A 21,614-nucleotide genomic window follows, 5' to 3' on the forward strand; every position below is an offset into this window, starting at 1 on the left:
CTCGGAACCTGCCGGTGCTGTTCCTGACCGATCCGATCGTGCTGCCGGGCATGGTCGTGCCCATCGAACTGGACGAATCGGCGCAGGCGGCGATCGATGCCGCGCGCGCCGCGAAGGAAGGCCAGGTGCTGGTGGCGCCGCGGCTGGACGAGGGGTACGCGACGTACGGCGTCGTCGCCACCGTCGAACAGGTCGGCCGGCTGCGCGGGGGCGCGCCCGCCGCGGTGCTGAAGGCCGAGCGCCGGGCCCGGATCGGGCACGGGGTGACCGGGCCGGGCGCCGCGCTCTGGGTGGAGGCCGAACCGGTGGAGCTCCCACCGGCGGACGGGCGCACCAGGGAGCTGGCCGAGGAGTACAAGAAGCTCGTGGTCTCGGTGCTGCAGCGGCGCGAGGCCTGGCAGATCATCGACGCGGTGAACCAGCTGGCCGAGCCGTCCGAGATCGCCGACACCGCGGGCTACGCCTCCTACCTGACCGGCGAGCAGAAGCGCGAGATGCTGGAGACCCCGGACCCGGCGGCCCGGCTGACCAGGCTCATCGAGTGGACCCGCGCGCACATCGCCGAGGCCGAGGTCACCGAGAAGATCGGTGACGAGGTCAGGGAGAACCTGGAGAAGACGCAGCGCGAGTTCCTGCTGCGCCAGCAGTTGAACGCCATCCGCAAGGAGCTGGGCGAGGACGAGCCGGACGGCGCGGACGACTACCGCACCCGGGTCGAGGGGGCCGAGCTCCCGGACGAGGTGCGCGAGGCCGCGCTGCGCGAGGTCGGCAGGCTGGAGCGGGCGGGCGACCAGAGCCCGGAGTCGGGCTGGATCCGCACCTGGCTGGACACCGTGCTCGACCTGCCCTGGACCGCGCGGACCACGGACAACACCGACGTCACCGCGGCCCGCGCGGTGCTGGACGCCGACCACCACGGCCTGGACGAGGTCAAGGACCGGATGGTCGAGTACCTGGCGGTCCGAGCCAGGCGCGCCGCGCGCGGCCTCGAGGTGGTCGGCGGCCGCGGCTCCGGCGCGGTGCTCGTGCTGGTCGGCCCGCCCGGTGTCGGCAAGACCTCGCTCGGCGAGTCGGTGGCACGGGCGCTCGGCCGGAAGTTCGTCCGGGTCGCGCTCGGCGGAGTCAGGGACGAGGCCGAGATCCGCGGGCACCGGCGCACCTACGTCGGCGCGCTGCCCGGCCGGATCGTGCGTGCCATGAAGGAGGCCGGGTCGATGAACCCGGTGGTGCTGCTGGACGAGATCGACAAGGTCGGCTCGGACTACCGGGGCGACCCGGCGGCCGCGCTGCTCGAGGTGCTCGACCCGGCGCAGAACCACACCTTCCGCGACCACTACCTCGACCTCGATCTCGACCTCTCCGACGTGCTGTTCGTCGCCACGGCCAATGTCATGGACACCATCCCCGGCCCGCTGCTCGACCGCATGGAGCTGATCACGGTCGACGGCTACACCGAGGACGACAAGGTCGCCATCGCGCGCGACTTCCTGGTGCCGCGGCAGCTGGAGCGCAACGCCCTGACCGGCGACGAGGTGACGATCACCGACGCGGCACTGCGCGAGATGGCGGCGAACTACACCCGCGAGGCGGGCGTCCGCCAGCTGGAGCGGCTGATCGCGAAGGGGTTGCGCAAGGCGGCCACCAAGCTCTCGGCCGACGGCTCGGGGCCGCTGACCATCGGGCTCGGCGAGCTGAAGGAGTACCTGGGCAGGCCGCGCTTCACCCCGGACTCCATGGAGCGCACCTCGGTGCCGGGCGTGGCGACCGGGCTCGCGGTCACCGGCGCGGGTGGCGACGTGCTCTACATCGAGGCCAACTCGGCCGATGGCGAGCGCTCGCTGACGCTGACCGGGCAGCTGGGCGACGTCATGAAGGAATCCGCGCAGATCGCGCTGACCTACGTGCGCTCGCACCTGGCCGAGATCGGGATCGAGCCCGCGGTGCTGGACCGCAATATCCACATCCACTTCCCGGCGGGCGCGGTGCCGAAGGACGGGCCGTCGGCGGGCGTCACCATGGTGACGGCGCTGGTCTCGCTGGCGCTGGGCCGGAATGTGCGCGGTGACGTCGGGATGACCGGCGAGGTCACGCTGAACGGCCGGGTGCTGCCGATCGGCGGCGTGAAGCAGAAGCTGCTCGCCGCGCAGCGGGCGGGGTTGAAGACGGTCTTCATCCCGGCGCGCAACGAGCCCGACCTGGACGAGGTCCCCGCCGACGTGCTCGAGGCGCTGGATGTGCGCCCGGTCGCGGACGTGGCGGAGATCCTCGGCTACGCCATCGAGCCGGTCGCCGAACCGGCGCTGGACGGTCCGGCCTTCGCCGCCACCGCCTGATATCGAAACCGAAGAGACCGGGCCACCCCTCGTGGCCCGGTCTCTTCCGGTGCGGGTGCACCCGGCGATGGCCGCGGCTCAGCCGAGTTCGCGCTCGACCGCCCTGGTCGTCCCCTGCGCGACCGCGCAGAGCACCGGCTCCGCGCTGCCGTCCTCGCTGAGGATCTCGCAGTGCACCACCGCTTGCCGCCGGGTGGCCCCGGTGACCCGCGCCTCGGCGCGCAGCCGGGTCCCGGCCGCCGGACGCAGGTAGGTGATGCTGAACCCGCCGGTCAGCACATTCGACCCGAGCACGGTGCCCGCCGCGAAGGTCAGCGCGTTGTCCGCCAGGTACGCCAGCACCCCGCCGTGCACGAAGCCGAACTGCTGCCCGAGCTCGGGGCGGATCGGGATGGCGAGGCTGGCGACGCCGTCGCCGAAGGCGAGCAGTTCGGTGCCGATGAGCTGCGCGAACGGCTGGCGGTCCAGCACCTCGCGGGCGGAGGTGGCATCGAGTACGACCATGGTTGCTCCGATCAATCCGGGTTCTGCAGGGTGAGCCATGCGGCGGCCGCGAGTTCGCCCGCGACCTCGGCCGGCGGCCGCCGGACGGCCCCGGCCAGCCAGTTCCGCGCGTATTCCTGGGCAGGCCCGAGCCAGAGCGCGTAGAGCAGGTCGAACTCCAGCTCGCGGACCGCCCCGTACCCGGCGTGCGTGCGCCACCAGCGGAAGACATCGACCAGGAACTCCCGATTTCCGTCCTGCTCCTTCGCCCCCGCGGGCGCCGCGCCGAACAGCACCGTCGCCCGCGCCGGCTGCTCGGTGACCCACTCCAGGTGCGCGCGCACCCCGGCGGTGACCCCGCCGCGCGCGTCCGCGCTCGCCAGCACCGCTTGCCGGAAGCGCGCCTGGAAATCGCTGAGCGCGCCGCTCCAGACCTGCCGGTAGAGCTCGGCCTTGTCCGGGAAGTGGTGGTACAGCGCGCCGACGCTGGCCCCCGCCGCCTCCCGGATCTGGGCCAGCGTCGTCTCCAGCACGCCCCGCTCGGCGAACTGCTGCTCCGCGGCCAGCAGCAACCGATCTCGAATCCGCACAACCAGAATAATATTCTGTCCGACCCCCGGCGCGCCAGGTGGTAAGACGAAGCGGTGGCCAGATGGCTGTTGCACGTCGACCTCGATCAGTTCCAGGCGGCGGTGGAATTCCGCCGCCACCCGGAGCTGCGCGGACTGCCGGTGATCGTCGGCGGCAACGGCGACCCGGACGAGCCGCGCAAGGTGGTCACCTGCGCCTCCTACCCGGCGCGGGCCTTCGGCGTCCGGGCCGGGATGGCGCTGCGCAGCGCGCTGCGCAAATGCCCCGACGGCGTCTTCCTCGCGCTCGACCCGCCCGCCTACGACGAGGCATCCGACGAGGTCATGGCGGTGCTGCGCGGCTTCCCCGGCCGAGTCGAGGTCTGGGGCTGGGACGAGGCATTCCTCGCCGCCGACACCGACGACCCGGAGGCGCTCGCCGCCGCGATCCGCGCCGCCATCGCGGAACTCGAGCTCGGCTGCTCGATCGGGATCGGCGACAACAAGCTCACCGCCAAGCTCGCCACCGGCTTCGCCAAGTCGATCGGCAAGGCGTCGGCGGCCAACCCCGGCGCCGAGCCGGAGCACCGCGCGGGCGCCGCCACCGGCACCTTCCGGCTCACCGCCGCCAACTGGGTCGAGGTCATGGGGCCGCGCCCGACCGACGCGCTCTGGGGCGTCGGCCGCCGGATCGCGGCGCGCATGGCCGCGCTCGGCATCGACACGGTCGCCGACCTCATGGCCGCCGACCGGGGCAGGCTGGCCGCCGAGTTCGGCCCGAACACCGGCCCCTACCTGTCGGCACTCGGCAACGGCCGCGGCGACACCGAGGTCAGCACCGAGCCGAGGGCCGCGCTTGGCCGCAGCAGATCCCAGACCTTCGCGACCGACCTGACCGATCCCGCGGAGATCCGCGCCCAGGTCGCGCGGCTCGCCACCGAGCTGGCCGAGGAGCTGGCGGCGGCGGGGCGGATCAGCACCAGGGTCTCGGTCACCGTGCGGACCAGCAGCTTCTTCACCCGCAGCAAACAGCGCCGACTCGCGGCGCCGAGCGCCGATGTCGCGCTCATCGCGGAGACCGCGGTGGCGGTGCTGGGCCGGTTCGAGCTGGACCGCCCGGTGCGGCTGCTCGGGGTGCGCCTGGAACTCGTTCCCGAGTGAGCCCCTCGTATGCTTCCGCCATGACCTTCTCGGCGATGGTGGCCAACGCTTCGGACGGTGCGATCGTCCTCTCCAGGGAGGAGGTCGGCGACGACTTCCTCGGGGACGGCGAGGTGACGATCGAGGTGCACTACTCGAGCGCCAACTACAAGGACGCCCTTGCCATCACGCCGCGCGGCGGGGTGGTGCGGCAGTACCCGATCGTGCCGGGGATCGATCTGGCCGGCGAGGTCGTCGCCTCCGACGACGACGCCTTCGCCCCCGGCGACCAGGTGGTCGCGCACGGCTACGAGCTCGGTGTCTCGCGCAACGGCGGCTTCGCCCAGCTGGCCAGGGTGCCCGCCGACTGGGTCGTCAAGCTGGACGGGCTGAGCACGCGGGACGCCGCCGCCATCGGCACCGCCGGCTTCACCGCCGCGCTCAGCGTGCGCGCCCTGCTCGACCACGGCCTCACCCCGGACGACGGCGCGGTGCTGGTCACCGGCGCGACCGGCGGGGTCGGCGGGGTCGCGATCGACATCCTGTCCGGGCTCGGCTTCGAGGTCATCGCCTCGACCGGCAAGACCGACGCCGACGACCTGCTCGCCGAGCTCGGCGCCAACGAGGTGATCGGCAGGCTGCCCGAGGACCCCGAGGCCAAGCCGCGCCCGCTCACCTCGGCGCGCTGGGCCGGGGCCGTCGACAGCGTCGGCGGCGCCTCGCTCGCCTACATCCTGAGCGCCATCGGGTACGGCGGCGCGGTCGCGGCCAGCGGGCTGACCGGCGGGCCCGGGGTTCCGACCACGGTCATGCCCTTCATCCTGCGCGCCGTCTCGCTGCTCGGCATCGACTCGGTGAACCTGCCGATCGAGCACCGGCGGGAGATCTGGGCCCAGCTCGGCGGTGAACTCCGCCCGCGGCACCTGTCCGCCCTCACCGACGTCGCCACCATCACCGACGCCGAGCAGGTTCTCCGCTCGATCCAGGACGGAACCCACCGGGGCCGCACGGTCTTCGCTGTCGAGTTCTGAGCCGAACCGTCCGCCTGCCGCGAACGGGGTTCGTCAGTTCACGCTGACGACCTCGTCCGCGAACTGCGTGCGGTACAGCTCGGCGTAACGACCCTCCGCGGCCAGCAACTGCTGGTGCGTTCCGCGCTCCACCACCCGCCCGTGCTCGAGCACCACGATCTCGTCGGCGGCGCGGATGGTGGAGAGCCGGTGCGCGATCACGATCGCGGTGCGCCCCGCGAGCGCCTCGGTCAGCGCCTCCTGGACGGCCGCCTCCGAGGTGGAGTCCAGCGAGGCGGTTGCCTCGTCGAGGATCACCACCCGCGGCTGCTTGAGCAGCAGCCTGGCGATGGTGAGGCGCTGCCGCTCGCCGCCGGAGAGCCGGTACCCGCGCTCGCCGACCACCGTGTCCAGCCGGTCCGGCAGCGACTCCACCAGCTCGAGCAGCCGGGCCCTGGTGAGCGCCGACCACAGCTCGGCCTCGCTCGCCTCCGGCCTGGCCAGCAGCAGGTTGGCCCGGATGGTCTCGTGGAACAGGTGCCCGTCCTGGGTCACCAGCCCGACGGTGTCCCGGATCGAGGTGGCGCTCAGCTCCCTGATGTCCACCCCGTTCAGCCGGACCGCGCCGGAATCGACGTCGTAGAGCCGCGAAACCAGCTGCGCGATCGTCGACTTACCCGCCCCCGACGAGCCGACCAGCGCGACCATCCGCCCCGGATCGGCCCGCAGCGAGACCCCGTGCAGCACCTCGACGCCGCCCCTGGTGTCCAGCGTCGCCACCTCCTCCAGCGAGGCCAGCGACACCTTGTCCGCGGACGGGTAGCCGAACCCGACCCCGTCCAGCTCCACCGCGACCGGCCCGTCGGGCACCGGCACCGCGTTCGGCGCGTCCTCGATGAGCGGCGTCATGTCCAGCACCTCGAAGACCCGCTCGAAGCTCACCAGCGCGGACATGATCTCCATCCGCGCGCTGGCCAGCGCGGTGAGCGGCGAGTAGAGCCGGGTCAGCAGCAGCGAGAGCGCGACCACCGCGCCCGCGTCCAGCTGCCCGCGCAGCGCGTACCAGCCGCCGAGCCCGTAGACCAGCGCGACCGCCAGCGCCGAGACCAGCGTGAGCGCGGTGACGAAGACGGTCTGCAGCATGGCCGTGCGCACCCCGATGTCGCGCACCCGCTCGGCCCGCGCCGCGAACTCCGCCGACTCCTGCTCCGGCCGCCCGAACAGCTTGACCAGCGTCGCCCCCGGCGCCGAGAACCGCTCCGTCATCTGCGTGCTCATGGCGGCGTTCAGATCCGCTGCCTCGCGCTGGATCCCGGCCAGCTTGGTGCCCATCCGGCGCGCGGGCAGCACGAACACCGGGAGCAGCAGCAGCGCGAGCAGCGTGATCTGCCAGGAGATCCCGATCATCACCACCAGCGTGAGCCCGAGCGTCACCAGGTTGGTGACCACGCCGGAGAGGGTGTCGCTGAACGCCCGCTGCGCGCCGATCACGTCGTTGTTCAACCGGCTCACCAGCGCGCCGGTGCGGGTCCGGGTGAAGAAGGCGACCGGCATCTTCTGCACGTGGTCGAAGACGGCGGTCCGCAGATCCAGGATCAACCCCTCGCCGATCCCGGCCGAGAGCCGCCGCACCACCAGCCCGAGCCCGGCATCGACCACCGCCAGCCCGCCGATCACCAGCGCCAGCGTGACAACGACCCGCGCCGCCGCCCCGCCGACGATGTCGTTCACCACCCGCCCGGCCAGCACCGGCGTCGCCACCGAGATCAGCGCCGAGAGCACGCTGAACCCGAGGAACAGCCCGATCGTGCGCCGATGCGGCGTGGCGAACCGCAGAATGCGCGCCGCCGTCGCCCGCCGGAACGGCCGCCGCTCGTCCGGCGCGCTCAGCTGCCGGTACATCTGACTCCACGCCACGGATTCGATGCTCATCCGATCACTCCTCTCGCACTCGGAGCCCATTGGACCCCGAGCCACCGACACTAAGACCTCAACAAAGGTTGAGAGCAAGCTGTTTCCGGCCGGGCCTACCCTGGTGCAGGTGAAAGGACGGCCGGACGAGCCAGAACTCATCGCTCGGGCGCTCGGTGCGCGGGTGCGCGGCGAGGTGGACGGGTCGGCGCGGCGGCGGGCGGAGTACTCGTCGGACGCCTCCAACTACCGGGTGCCGCCGACGGCCGTCGTGTTCCCCCTCGACGACGCGGACGTGGCGGCGGCGCTGGCGTTCGCCGGGGAGCACGGGTTGCCGCTGACGGCGCGCGGCGGGGGGACGTCGGTGGCCGGGAACGCGGTCGGCACCGGGCTGGTGCTGGATTTCAGCAGGCACATGCACGCGATCGGCCCGATCGACCCGGACGGCGGGCGGGTCACGCTGCAACCGGGCGTGGTACTCGGCCGGCTGCAGCGCGCGGCCGCGGTGCACGGTCTCCGCTTCGGCCCCGACCCCTCCACGCAGAGCCGCTGCACGCTCGGCGGCATGATCGGCAACAATGCCTGCGGGCCGCGCGCGGTGGCCTGGGGCCGCACCGCAGACAACGTGCGCACGCTGCGGATTCTGGACGGCACCGGCGCGGAGCGGCTGCTCGGCACCGACCTCGCCGCGCTCCCCGGGCTGCCCGAGTTCACCCGCGCGCACCTGGCGCTGCTGCGCACCGATCTGGGCCGCTTCGATCGCCAGGCCTCGGGGTACGGGCTGGAACACCTGCTCCCGGAGCGGGGTTCGGCGGTCGCGCGGGCCTTCGCCGGCAGCGAGGGCACCTGCGGAATCCTGCTCGACGCCACCGTCGACCTGGTCCCGCTGCCCGGCGCGACCGTGCTCACCGTGCTCGGCTACCCGGATATGGCCACCGCCGCCGACGACATCGCCGCGGTGCTCGCCGTCCGGCCGACAGCCATCGAGGGGATCGACGCCAGGCTGGTCGACGTGGTCCGCGCCGAGCGCGGCGCCGTGCCCGAGCTGCCGCGCGGCGCCGCCTGGCTCTTCGTCGAGACCAGCGGCGACACCGCGGATTCCGCCCGCGACGCCGCGCGCGAACTCTGCCTGACCGCGGGCGCCGTCGACAGCACGATCGTCACCGACCGCGCCGCCACCGCCGCGCTCTGGCAGATCCGCGCCGACGGCGCCGGCCTGGCGGGCCGCTCCCCCGACGGCAAACCGGCCTGGCCCGGCTGGGAGGACGCCGCCGTCCCGCCCGAGCGGCTCGGCGCCTACCTGCGCGAATTCGGCGCGCTCACCGCCGAGCACGGCGTGGACGGGCTGCTCTACGGGCACATCGGCGACGGCTGCATCCACGTCCGGCTCGACCTGCCGATCGCCGAGGCGCCGCGCCGCTTTCGCGCCTTCCTGCTCGACGCCGCCGATCTGGTTGTCCGGCACGGCGGCTCGCTCTCCGGTGAGCACGGTGACGGCCGGGCCCGCTCGGAGTTGCTCGCGCGCATGTACTCCCCCGCGGCGCTCGCGGCATTCGGCGAGTTCAAGGCGCTTTTCGATCCGGGCGGGGTGCTCAATCCCGGCGTGCTGGTCGCGCCGAGCCCGATCGACGCCGACCTGCGGGTGGCCGGTCTCACGCCGGTGCCGACGCGCGGGATCGCGCTCCAGGGGGACGGCGGCGACCTGTCCACCGCTGTGCACCGCTGCGTCGGGGTCGGCTCGTGTCGCGCGGACTCCGGCGGCTTCATGTGCCCCTCGTTCCGCGCCACCGCGGACGAGAAGGACAGCACCCGCGGCCGGGCCAGGGTGCTGCAGGAGGTGGTGCGCGGTGCGCTCCCGATCACCGGCCCCGAGGTGCACGGGTCACTCGACCTGTGCCTCTCCTGCCGCGCCTGCGCGACCGACTGCCCGGCCGGGGTGGACATGGCGACCTACAAATCCGAAGTTCTCTACCGCAGGTACCAGGGGAAACTGCGCCCGATCGACCACTACACGCTGGGCGGGCTGCCGCGCTGGCTGGCACTCGCGAGCCGCGTGCCGCGGCTCGCGAACGCACTCGCGGGCGTCGGCCCGCTGCGCCGAATCGGCCTGCGCGCGGCCGGAATCGACCCGCGTCGCCGGGTCCCCGCGCTGGCCGAGCACCGGGTGGACCGCGCACGCCGGGTCACCGGTACCGGCCCCGAGGTACTGCTCTGGATCGACACCTTCACCGACGCCTTCGACCCGGCCATCGCCACCGCCGCCATCGGCCTGCTGGAATCGCTCGGCTACCGGGTGCGGCTGCCGGAGCGCCGGGTCTGCTGCGGGCTGACCTGGATCACCACGGGTCAGCTCGACACCGCCCGCACCCGGCTCCTGGCCACGCTCGACGAACTGGACACCCACATCCGGGCGGGCGGCCGGGTGGTCGGGCTGGAGCCCTCCTGCACCGCCGCACTCCGCGCCGACCTCCCGGAACTCCTCCCGGACGACCCGCGCTCGGCCCCCACCGCGGCCGCGGTGCGCACCCTCGCCGAATTCCTGCTCGCGCACCCGGATTGGACCCCGCCGCGCCGAGACGGCCGGACGGTCGTGGTGCAGCCGCACTGCCACCAGTACGCGACGGCGGGCTTCTCGGCAGATCGCCAGATATTAGCTGCAATGGGCGTGCAGCTGCACGAGATCAGCGGCTGCTGCGGCCTCGCGGGTAACTTCGGAATGCAGGCCGGACATTTCGACATTTCCGTGGCAATCGCCGGAAACGGATTGCTCCCGGCCCTGCAGGCGGTCCCGGCGGACGCGGTCCTGCTCGCCGACGGCTTCTCCTGCCGGACCCAGGCCGCGGAGCTGGCGGGGTACGAAGCCCGCCATCTGGCCCAGTTCCTCTGGGAAGACTGAGTGCGGCGCCGGCCCCCCGCTGCGGTGGGGAGCCGACGCCGGTCTCAGCTCCCGAAGGGAAGGGTGCCGGGCTGAATGTGATAACCGGAGCTACCCGCGGCGAAGCCGCCGACCCCGTCGAGCAGGAAATTGAGCAGGTTCGTCAGCATCGCGCATAACCCTTCGTGAACCGACTGCCGGCAGTTTGCCGATCACGTCGATATCGTCGAGGTCACCGGTGGTGTTACCGATCGGCGCGAATTCGGCGGCAGATCACAGTGCGATCACCGAGCGCCGGGGCCGGTCGCCTTGCCGAGCAGCGCGACCAGCCGCCGCACCTCGGCGTCGGTGAGCGCCGTGCCTGGAAAGAAGACCTGTCGGTTGACCAGGCCGTCCAGCGTGATGACGCAGAGTTCGGCGGCCGAGGTGGTCATTTCCAGCCCGGAGTCGGCAAGCCACTGCCTGACCAGCGAGACGAAGGCGGCGCGGCCGTCGTCGAAGTGCCGGTGCAACTCCTCGTCGGTGCGCGCCTCGGCGAGCAGGTGGTGCCTGGCGACCACCCGGTACCTGGCCTCGGGGGCGGTCATCTCGGTGATCACGGCGACCGCGACGGCGAAGAGCGCGCGCGGGTGCGGCTCCCAGAAGTGCCTGGCCGCGATCCGCATGTCCTGGGCGAAGAGCTCGTCGGCCGCCATCTGCAGCAGCCGCAGCCGATTCGGCGCGTGGTAGTTGACCGATCCGGGCGGAAGTTCGGCGGCGGCGTCGACATTGCGATGGGTCAATTTTCGGGGGCCCTGCTCGCCGAGCACGCGCAATGCGGCCTCGGCGATTCGCGCACGCCGTTCTGCGGAGTCCTGGCGTGGCCGTCGAGCGGAAACCATGATTCCGGAATTTACCCGGCGCTGTTAGCTTCCACAGATGTCCGGAGTTACCCGGCGAACCGCCCTCGCGCTCGGTGCGGGCGTCGCCATCGCCGCCGCGGGCGCCGCGGGTGCCGCGCACGCCGACGCGACCGCGGAGAACCTGCGCTACCAGGGATATTCGCCCGAAGACCGGGCGCTGCCGTACGCCAGGTACATGGCCGAGCGCACCGCCCCGCCACAGCGCGCGGTGCTGGACGCCTACGACGGGCCCGCCACCGCGCCGGAGCGGATCCCCGGCTTCGCCGAGCTGGCGCGCGACCTCGCGCCCACCGGGTACAGCGCCGTCGAGACCGGGTACGGGCAGGCCGCCGACGGGGTGATCTGGGTGGCCGCGCGCACCGAGATGCCGGGTGTGACGGCCGAGATGTGGGACTGGTGGTTCCGCTGGCACTCGGTGGAGGCCTCCCGGTACAAGCTGTGGCACCCGGACGCGCACCTGTTCAGCGACCTGGTGCCGAGCAGGCCGCGGGCGGAGCGGTTCGGGTACGTCGGCACCGTCTCCTACGTCGACGAGTACATCGGCGCGAGGTTGCAGCAGCTCGCGATCGCCTTCCTCGACCCGAGGGCGCACGGGCTGGCGGTGCCGGACGACCACACCATCGTCTTCGGCCGGGTCGGCAGCAGCGTCGCCCCGGTCGACCTGGGCTGGCTGGCGCACCAGGTGCGCCCGGTGCCCGGCGGGGCCGAGATGCGCAGCCGGTTCCACCTGCGGCACTACGGGCTGCACCCGCCGGACCCGGCGCAGAGCCTGCGCGCGGTCCGGCGCGGCGCCGCCGCCGACCCCCGCGACCTCGTCCCCGGCCTGGATATGGCCCGTGACCTGCTGCTGCACTGCGGCCAGGAGATGAACCACCTGGCCGGCTTCCTGCCCGAGCTGTACGCGGAGTTCCGCGACCAGGCATGAGACGGTGCGGCCACAGCCGCCGGAACGCGGCAGTCGAGTGCCGCGGACGGCGGCACCGGCGGGGCGCGCGGGCTGCGGCGGGCGGGTCCGCGCACAATGAACCGGTGCGACGGCAGGCCGGGGTGACGAGGGGCGGCTACCGCCGCGCGCCGCAGCCCGCGGCCGACGCCCCCTCGGACGCCCGGGCGCGGTCGTCGGACGCACGGGCGCAAGCACCGGCCGACCGGACCCCGCGCGGCCCGGCGAACGGAACTCCCCCGGCACCGGGAACCACCCGCACCCTCACGACCGACCGCCCGTTCGACCTCGGCACCACCCTCGCCCCCCTCTCCCGCGGCACGGGCGACCCCTGCCACCGCGTCACCCCGGACGGCGCCCAGTGGCACGCCTCCCGCCTCCCGACCGGCCCGGTCACCTACCGCCTTCGCCAGGCGAGCCGCACCGGCGTGCAGGCGACGGCGTGGGGTCCCGGCGCCGACGAGTTCCTGACCGGCCTCGAGCACATGCTCTGCCTGGACGAGTGTGTCGCCGCCTTCACCCCGGAGCACCCCAAGATCGCCGAGGCGCACCGCCGCCACCCGGGCCTGCGCATGCTCCGCACCGGCCTGGTGTTCGAGGCGCTGGTCCCGGCGATCCTGGAGCAGAAGGTGCACACCATCTCCGCCCGCCGCTCCTGGCGCGCCCTGGTCAGCCACTACGGCGAGCCCGCCCCCGGCCCCGGCGACCTCCTGCTCCCGCCCGCACCGGAAACCTGGCAGCACATCCCATCCTGGGCCTACCACCGGGCGAATGTCGGCCCGCAGCGCTCGGCCACCATCGTCCGCGCCGCCCGCTCCGCCGCCGCCATCGACCGCACCGCCGCCCTCGACCCCGCCGCGGCGGGCGAGCGACTGCGCAGCGTCCCGGGAATCGGCGTCTGGACCGTCGCCGAGGTCGCCCAGCGCGCCTACGGCGACCCGGACGCGCTCTCGGTCGGCGACTACCACCTCGCCGCCGTCGTCGGCTGGACCCTGCTCGGCCGCCCGCTCGACGACGCGGGCATGGTCGAGTACCTCGAACCGCTACGCCCGCACCGCTACCGCGCGGTCCGGCTGCTGGAGATCAGCGGCCAGGCGCACCGCCCCGAATTCGCCCCGCGCACCCCCCTCACCGACCACACCTGGCACTAGGAGGGAAGAGCGCGGGCGTCGAGGACGCAGCGGCCGGCCTCGACCAGGGTGCGCCGCGCCCGTCTGCGCACTCGGCACTCGTCGACGGTGCAGTCCAGGTGCAGCTGCATGGCGGTGTGCGCCTGCTCCGGCGTCAGCGGGCCGGGGTCGGCGGCGCAGGCGTAGAGAGCCGCGAGGCGCAGATTGAACTCGGTCAACGACACGATCACCTCCGGTTCGAGGGGCACGGCACACATCCAGCACACCAGGGGAATGCCGTGTAGATGCCGGATATCGACCTACTGCGGCGGTATTCCGCGAATTCCCAGCACGGAATCCGCTCCGAAGGGGAAAAATATCCGTAGTGGACGAGGGTCCCGGGGCACTGCCGAGATGCGACAAGCACGGAACGGAGTGTGTGGGGTGGCGACGAGACCGGCGGGGGTGGGGCGCGCGGAGCGGTATCCGGCGCCGGAACAGGTGGTTGCGCAGCACGATTCGTCGACGCTGCCGCGCAGGCAGCTCGGCAGGCACCTGCGCGAGTGGCGCACGCGGGCGGGGCTGACCATCGCCGAGGCGGCGCGGCTGATGGAGTGGGGCGCGACCACGCTGCAGCGGCTGGAGAAGGGGCAGGCCGACCGGATCCGCACCATCGACGTGCGCGAGCTGTGCCGGGTCTACGGCATCCCGGACGAGATCGCCTTCGGGCTGGAGGGGCTGGCCAGGCAGACCGCGGACACGCACTGGTGGCACGCCTTCGGCGAACTGATCCCGGAGCACTTCGAGGTGTACCGCGGGGTGGAGGCATCGGCGCGGCACCTCAGCACGTACCAGCCGGACCTGGTGCCCGTGCTCTTCCGCACCGCGGAGTACCTGCGCGCGCTGGCGGGCGGCGCCGAGGAGCGGGTGCAGCGCACGCTGCGCGGGCAGAGCCTGATCACCAGGAAGTCGCTGCCGGCCACGGTCGACGCGGTGCTGCACGAGTCGGTGCTGCGCAGGCTGGTCGGCGGGCCGCGGGTGATGGCCGCCCAGCTGCGGCACCTGGCCGATCTGAGCACGAGGGCCAATGTCCGGCTGCGGGTGCTCCCGTTCGCGGCGGGGGCGCCGGTCGGCGGGACGGTCGCGCCGTTCACCCTGCTCGATTTCGGCGCGGACCGCAGGGGCAGGTCGATCGAGCCGCCGGTGGTGTACACCGAAGGGCTCACCGGCGGACTGTATCTGGAGTCCGAGCGCGACGTCCGGCGGTACGATGCGGCGCACGAGTGCCTGCGCGGCTCGGCGCTCGACATCCCATCCAGCCGGAACCTGCTGCGGCGGGTAGCGAAGGAGTACGCGGCATGAGTATCGGCGAGGGCGCGCAGGTCGACATCACGGGCGCGCGCTGGCAGTCGGCCTCCGGCACGACGCCGGAGAGCGAAGCCGTTGTCGAGGTGGCGTTCCTGGCCGAGGGGCACGTCGCGCTGCGCGACGGCCGCGACCCGGACGGCTCGGTGCTGATCTTCACGCCGGGCGAGTGGGACGCCTTCACCGCCGGCGTGCAGGACGGCGAGTTCGACCCGCCGAGCTGACACTGCCGGTTTGCCTGGAAAGCCGTTCGGGTACACCTCTCTTCATGGACCGTGGGTTGAAGAATTCCCCACCCCGGTACCGGACGCCGCATCCCCGCTACTGGGTGGAGTGGTTGATCGTGGGACTGCTGGTGGCGGTGGCATCGGTGGGCGTTTTCGTGCTCACCGGTTCGTGGCTCTCCGCACTTCTCGTCGGTGCGCTGGTGTGGGCGGTGGCCGTCGGGGTGGTCGCGCTGCTGTAGCGCGACCACCCGCGCTCAGCGGCGGAAGAGCTTGTTCCCGAGCCAGACGATCGGGTCGTACCGCCGGTCGACCACCCGCTCCTTCATCGGGATGAGCGCGTTGTCGGTGATCGCGATGTGCTCCGGGCACACCTCGGAGCAGCACTTGGTGATGTTGCAGTACCCGAGGCCCTGCTCCTCCTGGGCCAGATCCCGCCGGTCGGCGACGTCGAGCGGGTGCATCTCCAGCTCCGCGATCCGCATGAGGTAGCGCGGCCCGGCGAACGCCTCCTTGTTCTCCTCGTGGTCACGCACCACGTGGCAGGTGTTCTGACAGAGGAAGCACTCGATGCACTTGCGGAACTCCTGCGAGCGCTCGACATCCACCTGCTTCATCCGGTAGTCGCCCGGCTTCAGATCCGCCGGTGGCGTGAACGAGGGGATCTGCCTGGCCTTCTCGTAGTTGAACGAGACATCGGTGACCAGGTCCTTGATCACCGGGAAGGTGCGCATCGGGGTCACCGTGATGACCTCGTCCTCGGTGAAGGTCGACATTCGGCACATGCAGAGCAGCTTGGGTCTGCCGTTCACCTCGGCCGAGCAGCTGCCGCACTTGCCCGCCTTGCAGTTCCAGCGCACCGCGAGGTCGGGGGCCTGGGTGGCTTGCAGCCGGTGGATGATGTCGAGCACCACCTCGCCCTCGTTCACGGTGACGGTGAAGTCCCGCAGCTCGCCGCTGTCGGTATCACCGCGCCACACGCGGAATTTGGCGTCGTATCCCATGTCACGCCTCGCCTTCCGGGGCAGGGCGCGCGTTCTCCGGGTGTCCCGCCAATTCGATTCCCTTGTAGTACTTCTCCAGCTCGGTGACCTCGAAGAGCGCGAGCAGGTCCTCCCGCATCGGCTCCTGGTCGGCCGGGCGCACGGCGACGCCTGGCACGGTAGCGCCGCGGTCGTCGCCGTCGAGTGCGCAGACCAGCAGGGTGTTCCGCCAGCCCGGGTCCATGCCCGGGTAGTCGTCGCGGGTGTGCCCGCCGCGGCTCTCGGTGCGCAGCAGCGCGGCCTGGGCCACGCATTCGCTCACCACCAGCATGTTCCGCAGGTCGAGCGCGAGGTGCCAGCCCGGGTTGAACTGTCGGTGCCCCTCCACGGTGACCTCGGCGTACCGCTCGCGCAGCCGCTCCAGCCGCTCCACCGCCTGATGCAGCTCCCGCTCGGTGCGGATGATGCCGACCAGGTCGTGCATCACCTGCTGCAGATCGGTGTGCAGGGTGTACGGATTCTCGCCCTGGCCGGAGGCGGGCGGGTCGAACGGCGCCACCGCCGCCTGCGCGGCCGCGGTGACGTCGGCATCGGTCACCACCGGACGCTGCTCGCCGAGCGAGCGCACGTACTCGGCGGCGCCGAGCCCGGCCCGGCGGCCGAAGACCAGCAGGTCGGAGAGTGAATTACCGCCCAGCCGGTTGGAGCCGTGCATGCCGCCGGAGCACTCCCCCGCCGCGAAGAGCCCGGGCACGGTGGCGGCGCCGGTGTCCGGCACCACCTCGATCCCACCCATGACGTAGTGGCAGGTCGGCCCGACCTCCATCGGCTCGGCGGTGATGTCGACGTCGGCCAGCTCCTTGAACTGGTGGTGCATCGACGGCAGCCTGCGCCGGATCTCCTCGGCGGGCAGCCGGGAGGCGATGTCCAGGAAGACGCCGCCGTGCTCGGTGCCGCGCCCGGCCTTGACCTCGGAGTTGATCGCCCTGGCTACCTCGTCGCGGGGCAGCAGGTCGGGGGTGCGGCGGGCGGAGTCGTTGTCCTTCAGCCACTGGTCGGCCTCGTCCTCGGACTCGGCGTACTGCCCCTTGAAGACCGAGGGGATGTAGTCGAACATGAACCGCTTGCCGTCGGTGTTCTTCAGCACCCCGCCGTCGCCGCGCACACCCTCGGTGACCAGGATGCCCTTGACGCTCGGCGGCCAGACCATGCCGGTCGGGTGGAACTGCAGGAACTCCATGTTGATCAGCGAGGCCCCGGCGCGCAGCGCGAGCGCGTGGCCGTCGCCGGTGTACTCCCACGAGTTCGATGTCACCTTGTAGGACTTGCCGACACCGCCGGTGGCCAGCACGATCGCGGGCGTCTCGAAGAGCACGAAGCGGCCGGACTCGCGCCAGTAGCCGAAGGCGCCGGAGATCCGGTCGCCCTCCTTGAGCAGCTCGGTCACGGTGCACTCGGCGAAGACCTTGATCCGGGACTCGTAGTCGCCGGTCTCGGCGAAATCCTCCTGCTGCAGCGCGACGATCCGCTGCTGCATGGTGCGGATCAGCTCCAGCCCGGTGCGGTCGCCGACGTGCGCCAGCCGCGGGTAGGTGTGGCCGCCGAAGTTGCGCTGGCTGATCCGTCCGTCCGGGGTGCGATCGAACAGCGCGCCATAGCTTTCCAGCTCCCAGACCCGGTCCGGCGCCTCCTGCGCGTGCAGCTCGGCCATCCGCCAGTTGTTCAGGAACTTGCCACCGCGCATGGTGTCCTTGAAGTGCGTCTGCCAGTTGTCCTTGGCGTTCGCGTTGCCCATGGCCGCGGCGCAGCCGCCCTCCGCCATGACCGTGTGTGCCTTGCCGAACAGGGATTTGCAGACCACCGCGACGCTGTAGCCGTTCTCCCGTGCTTCGATCACCGCGCGCAGCCCGGCGCCACCCGCGCCGATGACCACCACGTCGTACTTGTGCCGTTCAACTTCTGGCATCGAGGAAAACTCCTGTATGAGGCGGTCAGTCGATGAACCGCAGGTCCGAAATCGTGCCGCTGGCCACCAACATGACGTAGAAGTCGGTGAGCACGAGGGTGCCGAGGGTGGTCCAGGCCAGGGCCATGTGCCTGGTGTTCAGCTTCGACACCTGGGTCCAGAACCAGTAGCGCACCGGGTGCGCCGAGAAATTCTTGAGCCGCCCGCCCGCGATGTGCCTGCAGGAATGGCAGGAGAGCGTGTACGCCCAGAGCAGCACGACATTCAGCAGCAGCACCAGGTTGCCGAGGCCGAAGCCGAAGCCGCCGCTCTTGCCGTGGAAGGCGACGATCGCGTCGTAGCTGTTGACCAGCGAGACCAGCAGCGCCACATAGAAGAAGTAGCGGTGCGCGTTCTGGATGATCAGCGGCAGCCTGGTCTCGCCGGTGTACTTGGCGTGCGGCTCGGCGACCGCGCAGGCCGGGGGCGAGAACCACACCGCCCGGTAGTAGGCCTTCCGGTAGTAGTAGCAGGTGAGCCGGAAACCGAGCAGGAACGGCAGGACCGCGAAGCCCAGCGGTATCCACATCGGCAGGTCGCCGAGCGGCGTCCCGAAGTGGCTCGCGCCTTCCACGCACGACGTGCTCAGGCACGGTGAGTAGAACGGCGTCAGGTAGTGGTAGTCGGCAACGTAGTAGGCGGTGCGCACGAACGACCTGACCGTCGCGTATACGACGAACGCACCGAGACCGAGCACGGTGATCAGCGGTGGTAGCCACCAGCGGTCGGTGCGGAGGGTGCGTGCGGAGATCCGTGCTCTGGTCGTCGTGAAGACGCCGGTGGGTGCGGCAGTCACGGTGGATGCCTCGCTGATCTGCTCTGCGGGCTCGTCGGGTTGGCCCGCGATCCGATGTGATGACGAGCACCCTACGACAGGGGCGCTATCGCTCGGGTCCGGTACCGCCATTCCCGGAGCATCGGCCCAGTAGTGATCTTCACCACAACCATGATCGCGGCCTGATCGTCACACTTCGGTAACAGCCCCATGATGCCCTTTTCCTGACAAATCGCCCGTTGACGTGCGGTGACGCACGGATCCGGAAGGAAGGGGCCACCACGATGAGAAGAGCCGCGATCGTGGCTCCGGTTCGCACCCCCAGTGGGGTTGCTGGCGGGGCACTCTCCGGGATGCCGCCGGAGTGGCTGGCGACGACGGTGCTCTCGGCGGTCATCGACCGCTCCGGGATCGACCCGCTGCGCATCGAGGACGTCGCGATGGCGTGCATCGATCCGCGCGGCCCGACGGTGCCGCACCTGAGCAGGCTGGCCGCGCGCGGCGCCGGGCTGCCCTTCGCGGTGCCCGGCTTCCTCACCGACCGGCGCGGCGGCAGCGGGCTGCAGGCGGTGATCACCGCGGCGATGATGGTGCAGACCGGCGCGGCCGACGTGGTCGTCGCCGGTGGCGTGGAGTGCTCGGCGGATGGCGCGATCTCACCACGCGACCCCGGCCACCGGGCCGACCTGGTGAACGCCGAGGAGCTGGCCAGGCACTACGGGATCGGGCGGGTGGAGGCGGACGAGTTCGCGGTGGCCAGCCACCGCAGGGCCGCACGGGCCTGGCGCCAGGGCGCCTTCGCCGCCGAGGTGGTCCCGGTCGGCGTCACGGCCGACCCGTACGCCCGCACCGCCGCCGACTTCGACCCCGGCCACCGGATCGCCAGGGACGAGGGGGTCAGGGCGGACGCCACAACGCACACCCTCGCCAACCTTCGCCCCCTGCTCCCCCGCGGCGTGGTGACCAGCGCCAACATGAGCACGCACCGGCACGGCGCCGCGGCCTGCCTCGTCGTCGCCGAGGACCGGCTGGACGAGCTCGGGCTGACCCCGCTGGCCTACCTGGTCGGCTGGGCCGCGGCGGGCTGCGACTCCGACATCGCCTCGCTCGGCGCCGCCCCCGCGGTGGCGAAGCTGCTCGGCCGCAACGGCTTCACGATGGACGATCTGGATCTGATCGAGGTCAACGAGGGCTTCGCGGTGGAGGTGCTCGCCCTGGCGCGGGAGTGGGATCTGGACCCGACCGACCGGCTGAACGTCAACGGCTCATCGATCGGGCTCGGCAACCCGGTCGGCGCCACCGGGCTCCGCATCATGACGACGATGCTGCACGAGCTGGAGCGTGGCGGCGGCCGCTACGGTCTGGAGGCCATCGCGCTCGGGCACGACCACGGCATCGCCGCGCTCTTCGAGTCGGCGGAGTCGGCGCCCGCCTCCGCGCCACCGCGCGGGGCCCGGTTCCACGGGGCGCGCCCGCCGCGGCGGCCGGGGCGGCACCGGGCCTGAGCGCGGGTCAGGTGGTGCGCGGCCGGGAGTGGAAGCCGAGCCCCTCGTCCTGCGCGCCCATCCAGGCGGATTCGTCGCTCTTGCTGTCCGGCACGTAGATGGTGTCGCGCGGCCTGCGGCCGAGCTCGGGCGGCGGCGTCTGCTCGAACTCGTCGGCGTCGATGACGAGCCGCTCGAGGTCGTTCTCCAGCCGCCGGACCGGCGACGCGTCGCCGTAGTGCGAGCGCAGCGCCCCGATCGAGCGCTGGAGCTGGCCGACCGCGTAGCGGAGTTCCGCGATATCGCTGCGTGTCATCGTTACCTCCCAGGTTCTGTGAAGCCACAAGATCATGTGACTCACCGCACACCGTGATCTACAACACAGTAGCCGACGAAATCCCTCGTGTCCGGTGCGATCTCGAATCGGGGCGGAACCGGTCGGCGCGGTCAGCCCGCCATGGCGTAGCTCCGCGACCCGGCCAGCACCCGCCGGACCAGCCCGGAGAGCGCCGCGGCGACCTCGTCCGCCCGCTCCAGGATGACGCCGTGCCCGGCGCCGTCGACCCGGACCAGCTCGGCCGCGGGGAGCTGCGAGGCGAGCACGACGGAGTGCGCGAACGGCGTCACCAGATCGGCCGAGCCGGCCAGCACGAGCGCCGGGATTCCGGCCAGCCGGTGCAGCCCGTCGCTCTCGTCGAAGGTGCGCAGCGGCTCCAGGAAGCTGGTCATGGTGAGCAGCGGGGTCTCGTTGAACATGGCGATGGCGAGCGCCCGCACCCGCGGGCTCACCGGCGCGGTGCCGAGATTGGCCTCGCCCATGATCGGCTCCAGCAGCCGCCGGGAGAGCCGGTGCGAGGCCCCCATCAGCCGCGGCGCGCGCAGCACCGCCCGCTGCAGCGCACCGATGGCGCGCCGGTTCAGCAGCCGGCCGAGCCCGACGTCGGTGAGGCCGCTCGCGGCGGTGGCGATGAGCGCGAGCCCGGCGATCCTGGTGCCGACGGCCTGCGGGTACAGCCTGGCGTGCGCGAGCGCCGTCATGGCGCCCATCGAGTGCCCGACCAGGATGATCGGGCCGGTCGGGGCCAGCGCGCGGAGCACCGCGTCCAGGTCGTGCGCGAGCTGGTCGATGGTGTAGCCGGTGGCGTCGCCCGCCCCGGAGTGGCCGTGCCCGCGGTGGTCGTAGCTGACCAGCCGGGCGGTGCTGCCCCAGGCCAGCGCCAGCCGCTCGCCGAGGAAGGACCAGGTGTCGGCGCGCAGGCAGTGGCCGTGCACGAAGACCAGGGTGACCTCTGCGCTGTCGGCGCCGATGACCCTGGCCGCCAGCGGGGTGCCGTCGTCGGCGGCCACGGTGACGCGACGGTCGGCTACGGGAGCGATCGACGTGGTCATGGCAACACCTCCGGGCTCGGACGTTCTTTCCTTGCCTGAATGGTCGCGCGCCGCAAGCCCGCTGTTAACCGACTTCACCTGCCGTTATGCAGGTGTGGCCGAACCGAGTCGCGC

Annotated in this window: 20 protein-coding genes; 10 read left to right on the forward strand and 10 right to left on the reverse strand. The window is 72.1% G+C overall.

Features of this window, described 5'->3' with window-relative positions:
• The first annotated feature begins 50 nt into the window (after window positions 1-50).
• The gene (lon, locus tag ACFUJ1_RS28060; RefSeq protein ID WP_378650333.1) at window positions 51-2,333 is read left to right on the forward strand and encodes an endopeptidase La; all 2,283 of its coding nucleotides are present in this window, start codon (window positions 51-53) and stop codon (window positions 2,331-2,333) included.
• Between the two features lie 78 nt (window positions 2,334-2,411).
• Here the strand turns inward: lon and ACFUJ1_RS28065 are convergent, their stop codons facing one another.
• Entirely contained in the window at window positions 2,412-2,837 is a 426-nt protein-coding gene (locus ACFUJ1_RS28065) for a PaaI family thioesterase (RefSeq protein ID WP_378650220.1), read from the reverse strand.
• Window positions 2,838-2,848: 11 nt separating this feature from the next.
• On the reverse strand, window positions 2,849-3,406 hold the full coding sequence (locus ACFUJ1_RS28070; protein WP_378650222.1) for a TetR/AcrR family transcriptional regulator: 558 nt from the start codon (window positions 3,404-3,406) through the stop codon (window positions 2,849-2,851).
• 54 nt (window positions 3,407-3,460) lie between these two features.
• Here ACFUJ1_RS28070 and ACFUJ1_RS28075 point away from each other — a divergent pair, with 54 nt between their 5' ends.
• Together ACFUJ1_RS28075 and ACFUJ1_RS28080 are read left to right on the forward strand one after the other, a co-directional pair.
• On the forward strand, window positions 3,461-4,546 hold the full coding sequence (locus ACFUJ1_RS28075) for a DNA polymerase IV (protein ID WP_378650224.1): 1,086 nt from the start codon (window positions 3,461-3,463) through the stop codon (window positions 4,544-4,546).
• 20 nt (window positions 4,547-4,566) lie between these two features.
• Window positions 4,567-5,556: an acryloyl-CoA reductase gene (locus tag ACFUJ1_RS28080; protein ID WP_378650226.1), complete on the forward strand. Its 990-nt coding sequence runs from the start codon at window positions 4,567-4,569 to the stop codon at window positions 5,554-5,556.
• Between the two features lie 33 nt (window positions 5,557-5,589).
• On the opposite strand, the gene ACFUJ1_RS28085 is transcribed toward ACFUJ1_RS28080, so the two are convergent.
• Entirely contained in the window at window positions 5,590-7,467 is a 1,878-nt protein-coding gene (locus tag ACFUJ1_RS28085; RefSeq protein ID WP_378650228.1) for an ABC transporter ATP-binding protein, read from the reverse strand.
• 109 nt (window positions 7,468-7,576) lie between these two features.
• Between ACFUJ1_RS28085 and ACFUJ1_RS28090 the strand changes: the two genes are divergently transcribed.
• A complete protein-coding gene (locus ACFUJ1_RS28090) occupies window positions 7,577-10,342 on the forward strand; it encodes an FAD-binding and (Fe-S)-binding domain-containing protein (protein ID WP_378650230.1) in 2,766 nt (921 codons plus the stop codon).
• 263 nt (window positions 10,343-10,605) lie between these two features.
• Here the strand turns inward: ACFUJ1_RS28090 and ACFUJ1_RS28095 are convergent, their stop codons facing one another.
• Window positions 10,606-11,202 (reverse strand): TetR/AcrR family transcriptional regulator, encoded by a 597-nt coding sequence (locus ACFUJ1_RS28095; protein ID WP_378650232.1) that lies wholly within the window; start codon window positions 11,200-11,202, stop codon window positions 10,606-10,608.
• Between the two features lie 37 nt (window positions 11,203-11,239).
• Here ACFUJ1_RS28095 and ACFUJ1_RS28100 point away from each other — a divergent pair, with 37 nt between their 5' ends.
• Together ACFUJ1_RS28100 and ACFUJ1_RS28105 are read left to right on the forward strand one after the other, a co-directional pair.
• Entirely contained in the window at window positions 11,240-12,148 is a 909-nt protein-coding gene (locus tag ACFUJ1_RS28100; RefSeq protein ID WP_378650234.1) for a DAPG hydrolase family protein, read from the forward strand.
• Window positions 12,149-12,252: 104 nt separating this feature from the next.
• Window positions 12,253-13,317 carry a DNA-3-methyladenine glycosylase family protein gene (locus ACFUJ1_RS28105; protein ID WP_378650236.1) on the forward strand — a complete coding sequence of 355 codons (1,065 nt, stop codon included), beginning with the start codon at window positions 12,253-12,255 and terminating at the stop codon, window positions 13,315-13,317.
• Here the strand turns inward: ACFUJ1_RS28105 and ACFUJ1_RS28110 are convergent.
• Entirely contained in the window at window positions 13,314-13,544 is a 231-nt protein-coding gene (locus tag ACFUJ1_RS28110; protein WP_378650238.1) for a hypothetical protein, read from the reverse strand. The two genes, ACFUJ1_RS28105 and ACFUJ1_RS28110, sit on opposite strands and share 4 nt — an antisense overlap.
• A 175-nt stretch (window positions 13,545-13,719) precedes the next feature.
• Between ACFUJ1_RS28110 and ACFUJ1_RS28115 the strand changes: the two genes are divergently transcribed.
• From ACFUJ1_RS28115 to ACFUJ1_RS28125, 3 genes are all read left to right on the forward strand, one after another.
• Window positions 13,720-14,637 (forward strand): helix-turn-helix domain-containing protein, encoded by a 918-nt coding sequence (locus ACFUJ1_RS28115; RefSeq protein ID WP_378650240.1) that lies wholly within the window; start codon window positions 13,720-13,722, stop codon window positions 14,635-14,637.
• Window positions 14,634-14,864 (forward strand): DUF397 domain-containing protein, encoded by a 231-nt coding sequence (locus ACFUJ1_RS28120; protein WP_233015313.1) that lies wholly within the window; start codon window positions 14,634-14,636, stop codon window positions 14,862-14,864. Before ACFUJ1_RS28115 ends, ACFUJ1_RS28120 begins: the two co-directional genes overlap by 4 nt.
• A gap of 119 nt (window positions 14,865-14,983) precedes the next feature.
• The gene (locus tag ACFUJ1_RS28125) at window positions 14,984-15,106 is read left to right on the forward strand and encodes a hypothetical protein (protein WP_269821755.1); all 123 of its coding nucleotides are present in this window, start codon (window positions 14,984-14,986) and stop codon (window positions 15,104-15,106) included.
• A 15-nt stretch (window positions 15,107-15,121) separates the two neighbouring features.
• Here ACFUJ1_RS28125 and ACFUJ1_RS28130 read toward each other — a convergent pair whose 3' ends face one another.
• Genes ACFUJ1_RS28130 through ACFUJ1_RS28140 form a run of 3 tightly spaced genes read right to left on the reverse strand, consistent with a single transcriptional unit; the run spans window position 15,122 to window position 18,666 of the window.
• Window positions 15,122-15,868, reverse strand: coding sequence for a succinate dehydrogenase/fumarate reductase iron-sulfur subunit (locus ACFUJ1_RS28130; protein WP_378650243.1), 747 nt, complete (start codon window positions 15,866-15,868; stop codon window positions 15,122-15,124).
• Between the two features lies 1 nt (window position 15,869).
• Window positions 15,870-17,813: a fumarate reductase/succinate dehydrogenase flavoprotein subunit gene (locus ACFUJ1_RS28135; protein WP_378650245.1), complete on the reverse strand. Its 1,944-nt coding sequence runs from the start codon at window positions 17,811-17,813 to the stop codon at window positions 15,870-15,872.
• 25 nt (window positions 17,814-17,838) lie between these two features.
• On the reverse strand, window positions 17,839-18,666 hold the full coding sequence (locus ACFUJ1_RS28140) for a hypothetical protein (RefSeq protein ID WP_378650335.1): 828 nt from the start codon (window positions 18,664-18,666) through the stop codon (window positions 17,839-17,841).
• 245 nt (window positions 18,667-18,911) lie between these two features.
• Here ACFUJ1_RS28140 and ACFUJ1_RS28145 point away from each other — a divergent pair, with 245 nt between their 5' ends.
• Window positions 18,912-20,132, forward strand: coding sequence for an acetyl-CoA C-acyltransferase (locus tag ACFUJ1_RS28145; protein ID WP_378650247.1), 1,221 nt, complete (start codon window positions 18,912-18,914; stop codon window positions 20,130-20,132).
• A gap of 7 nt (window positions 20,133-20,139) precedes the next feature.
• On the opposite strand, the gene ACFUJ1_RS28150 is transcribed toward ACFUJ1_RS28145, so the two are convergent.
• Complete coding sequence (locus tag ACFUJ1_RS28150) at window positions 20,140-20,427, reverse strand: hypothetical protein (RefSeq protein WP_233015308.1); 288 nt, start codon at window positions 20,425-20,427, stop codon at window positions 20,140-20,142.
• Between the two features lie 131 nt (window positions 20,428-20,558).
• Entirely contained in the window at window positions 20,559-21,500 is a 942-nt protein-coding gene (locus ACFUJ1_RS28155) for an alpha/beta fold hydrolase (protein WP_378650249.1), read from the reverse strand.
• Between the last annotated feature and the right edge of the window lie 114 nt (window positions 21,501-21,614).

Source organism: Nocardia sp. NPDC057227 (genome assembly GCF_042669725.1).
Classification (GTDB): Bacteria; Actinomycetota; Actinomycetes; order Mycobacteriales; family Mycobacteriaceae; genus Nocardia; species Nocardia asteroides_A.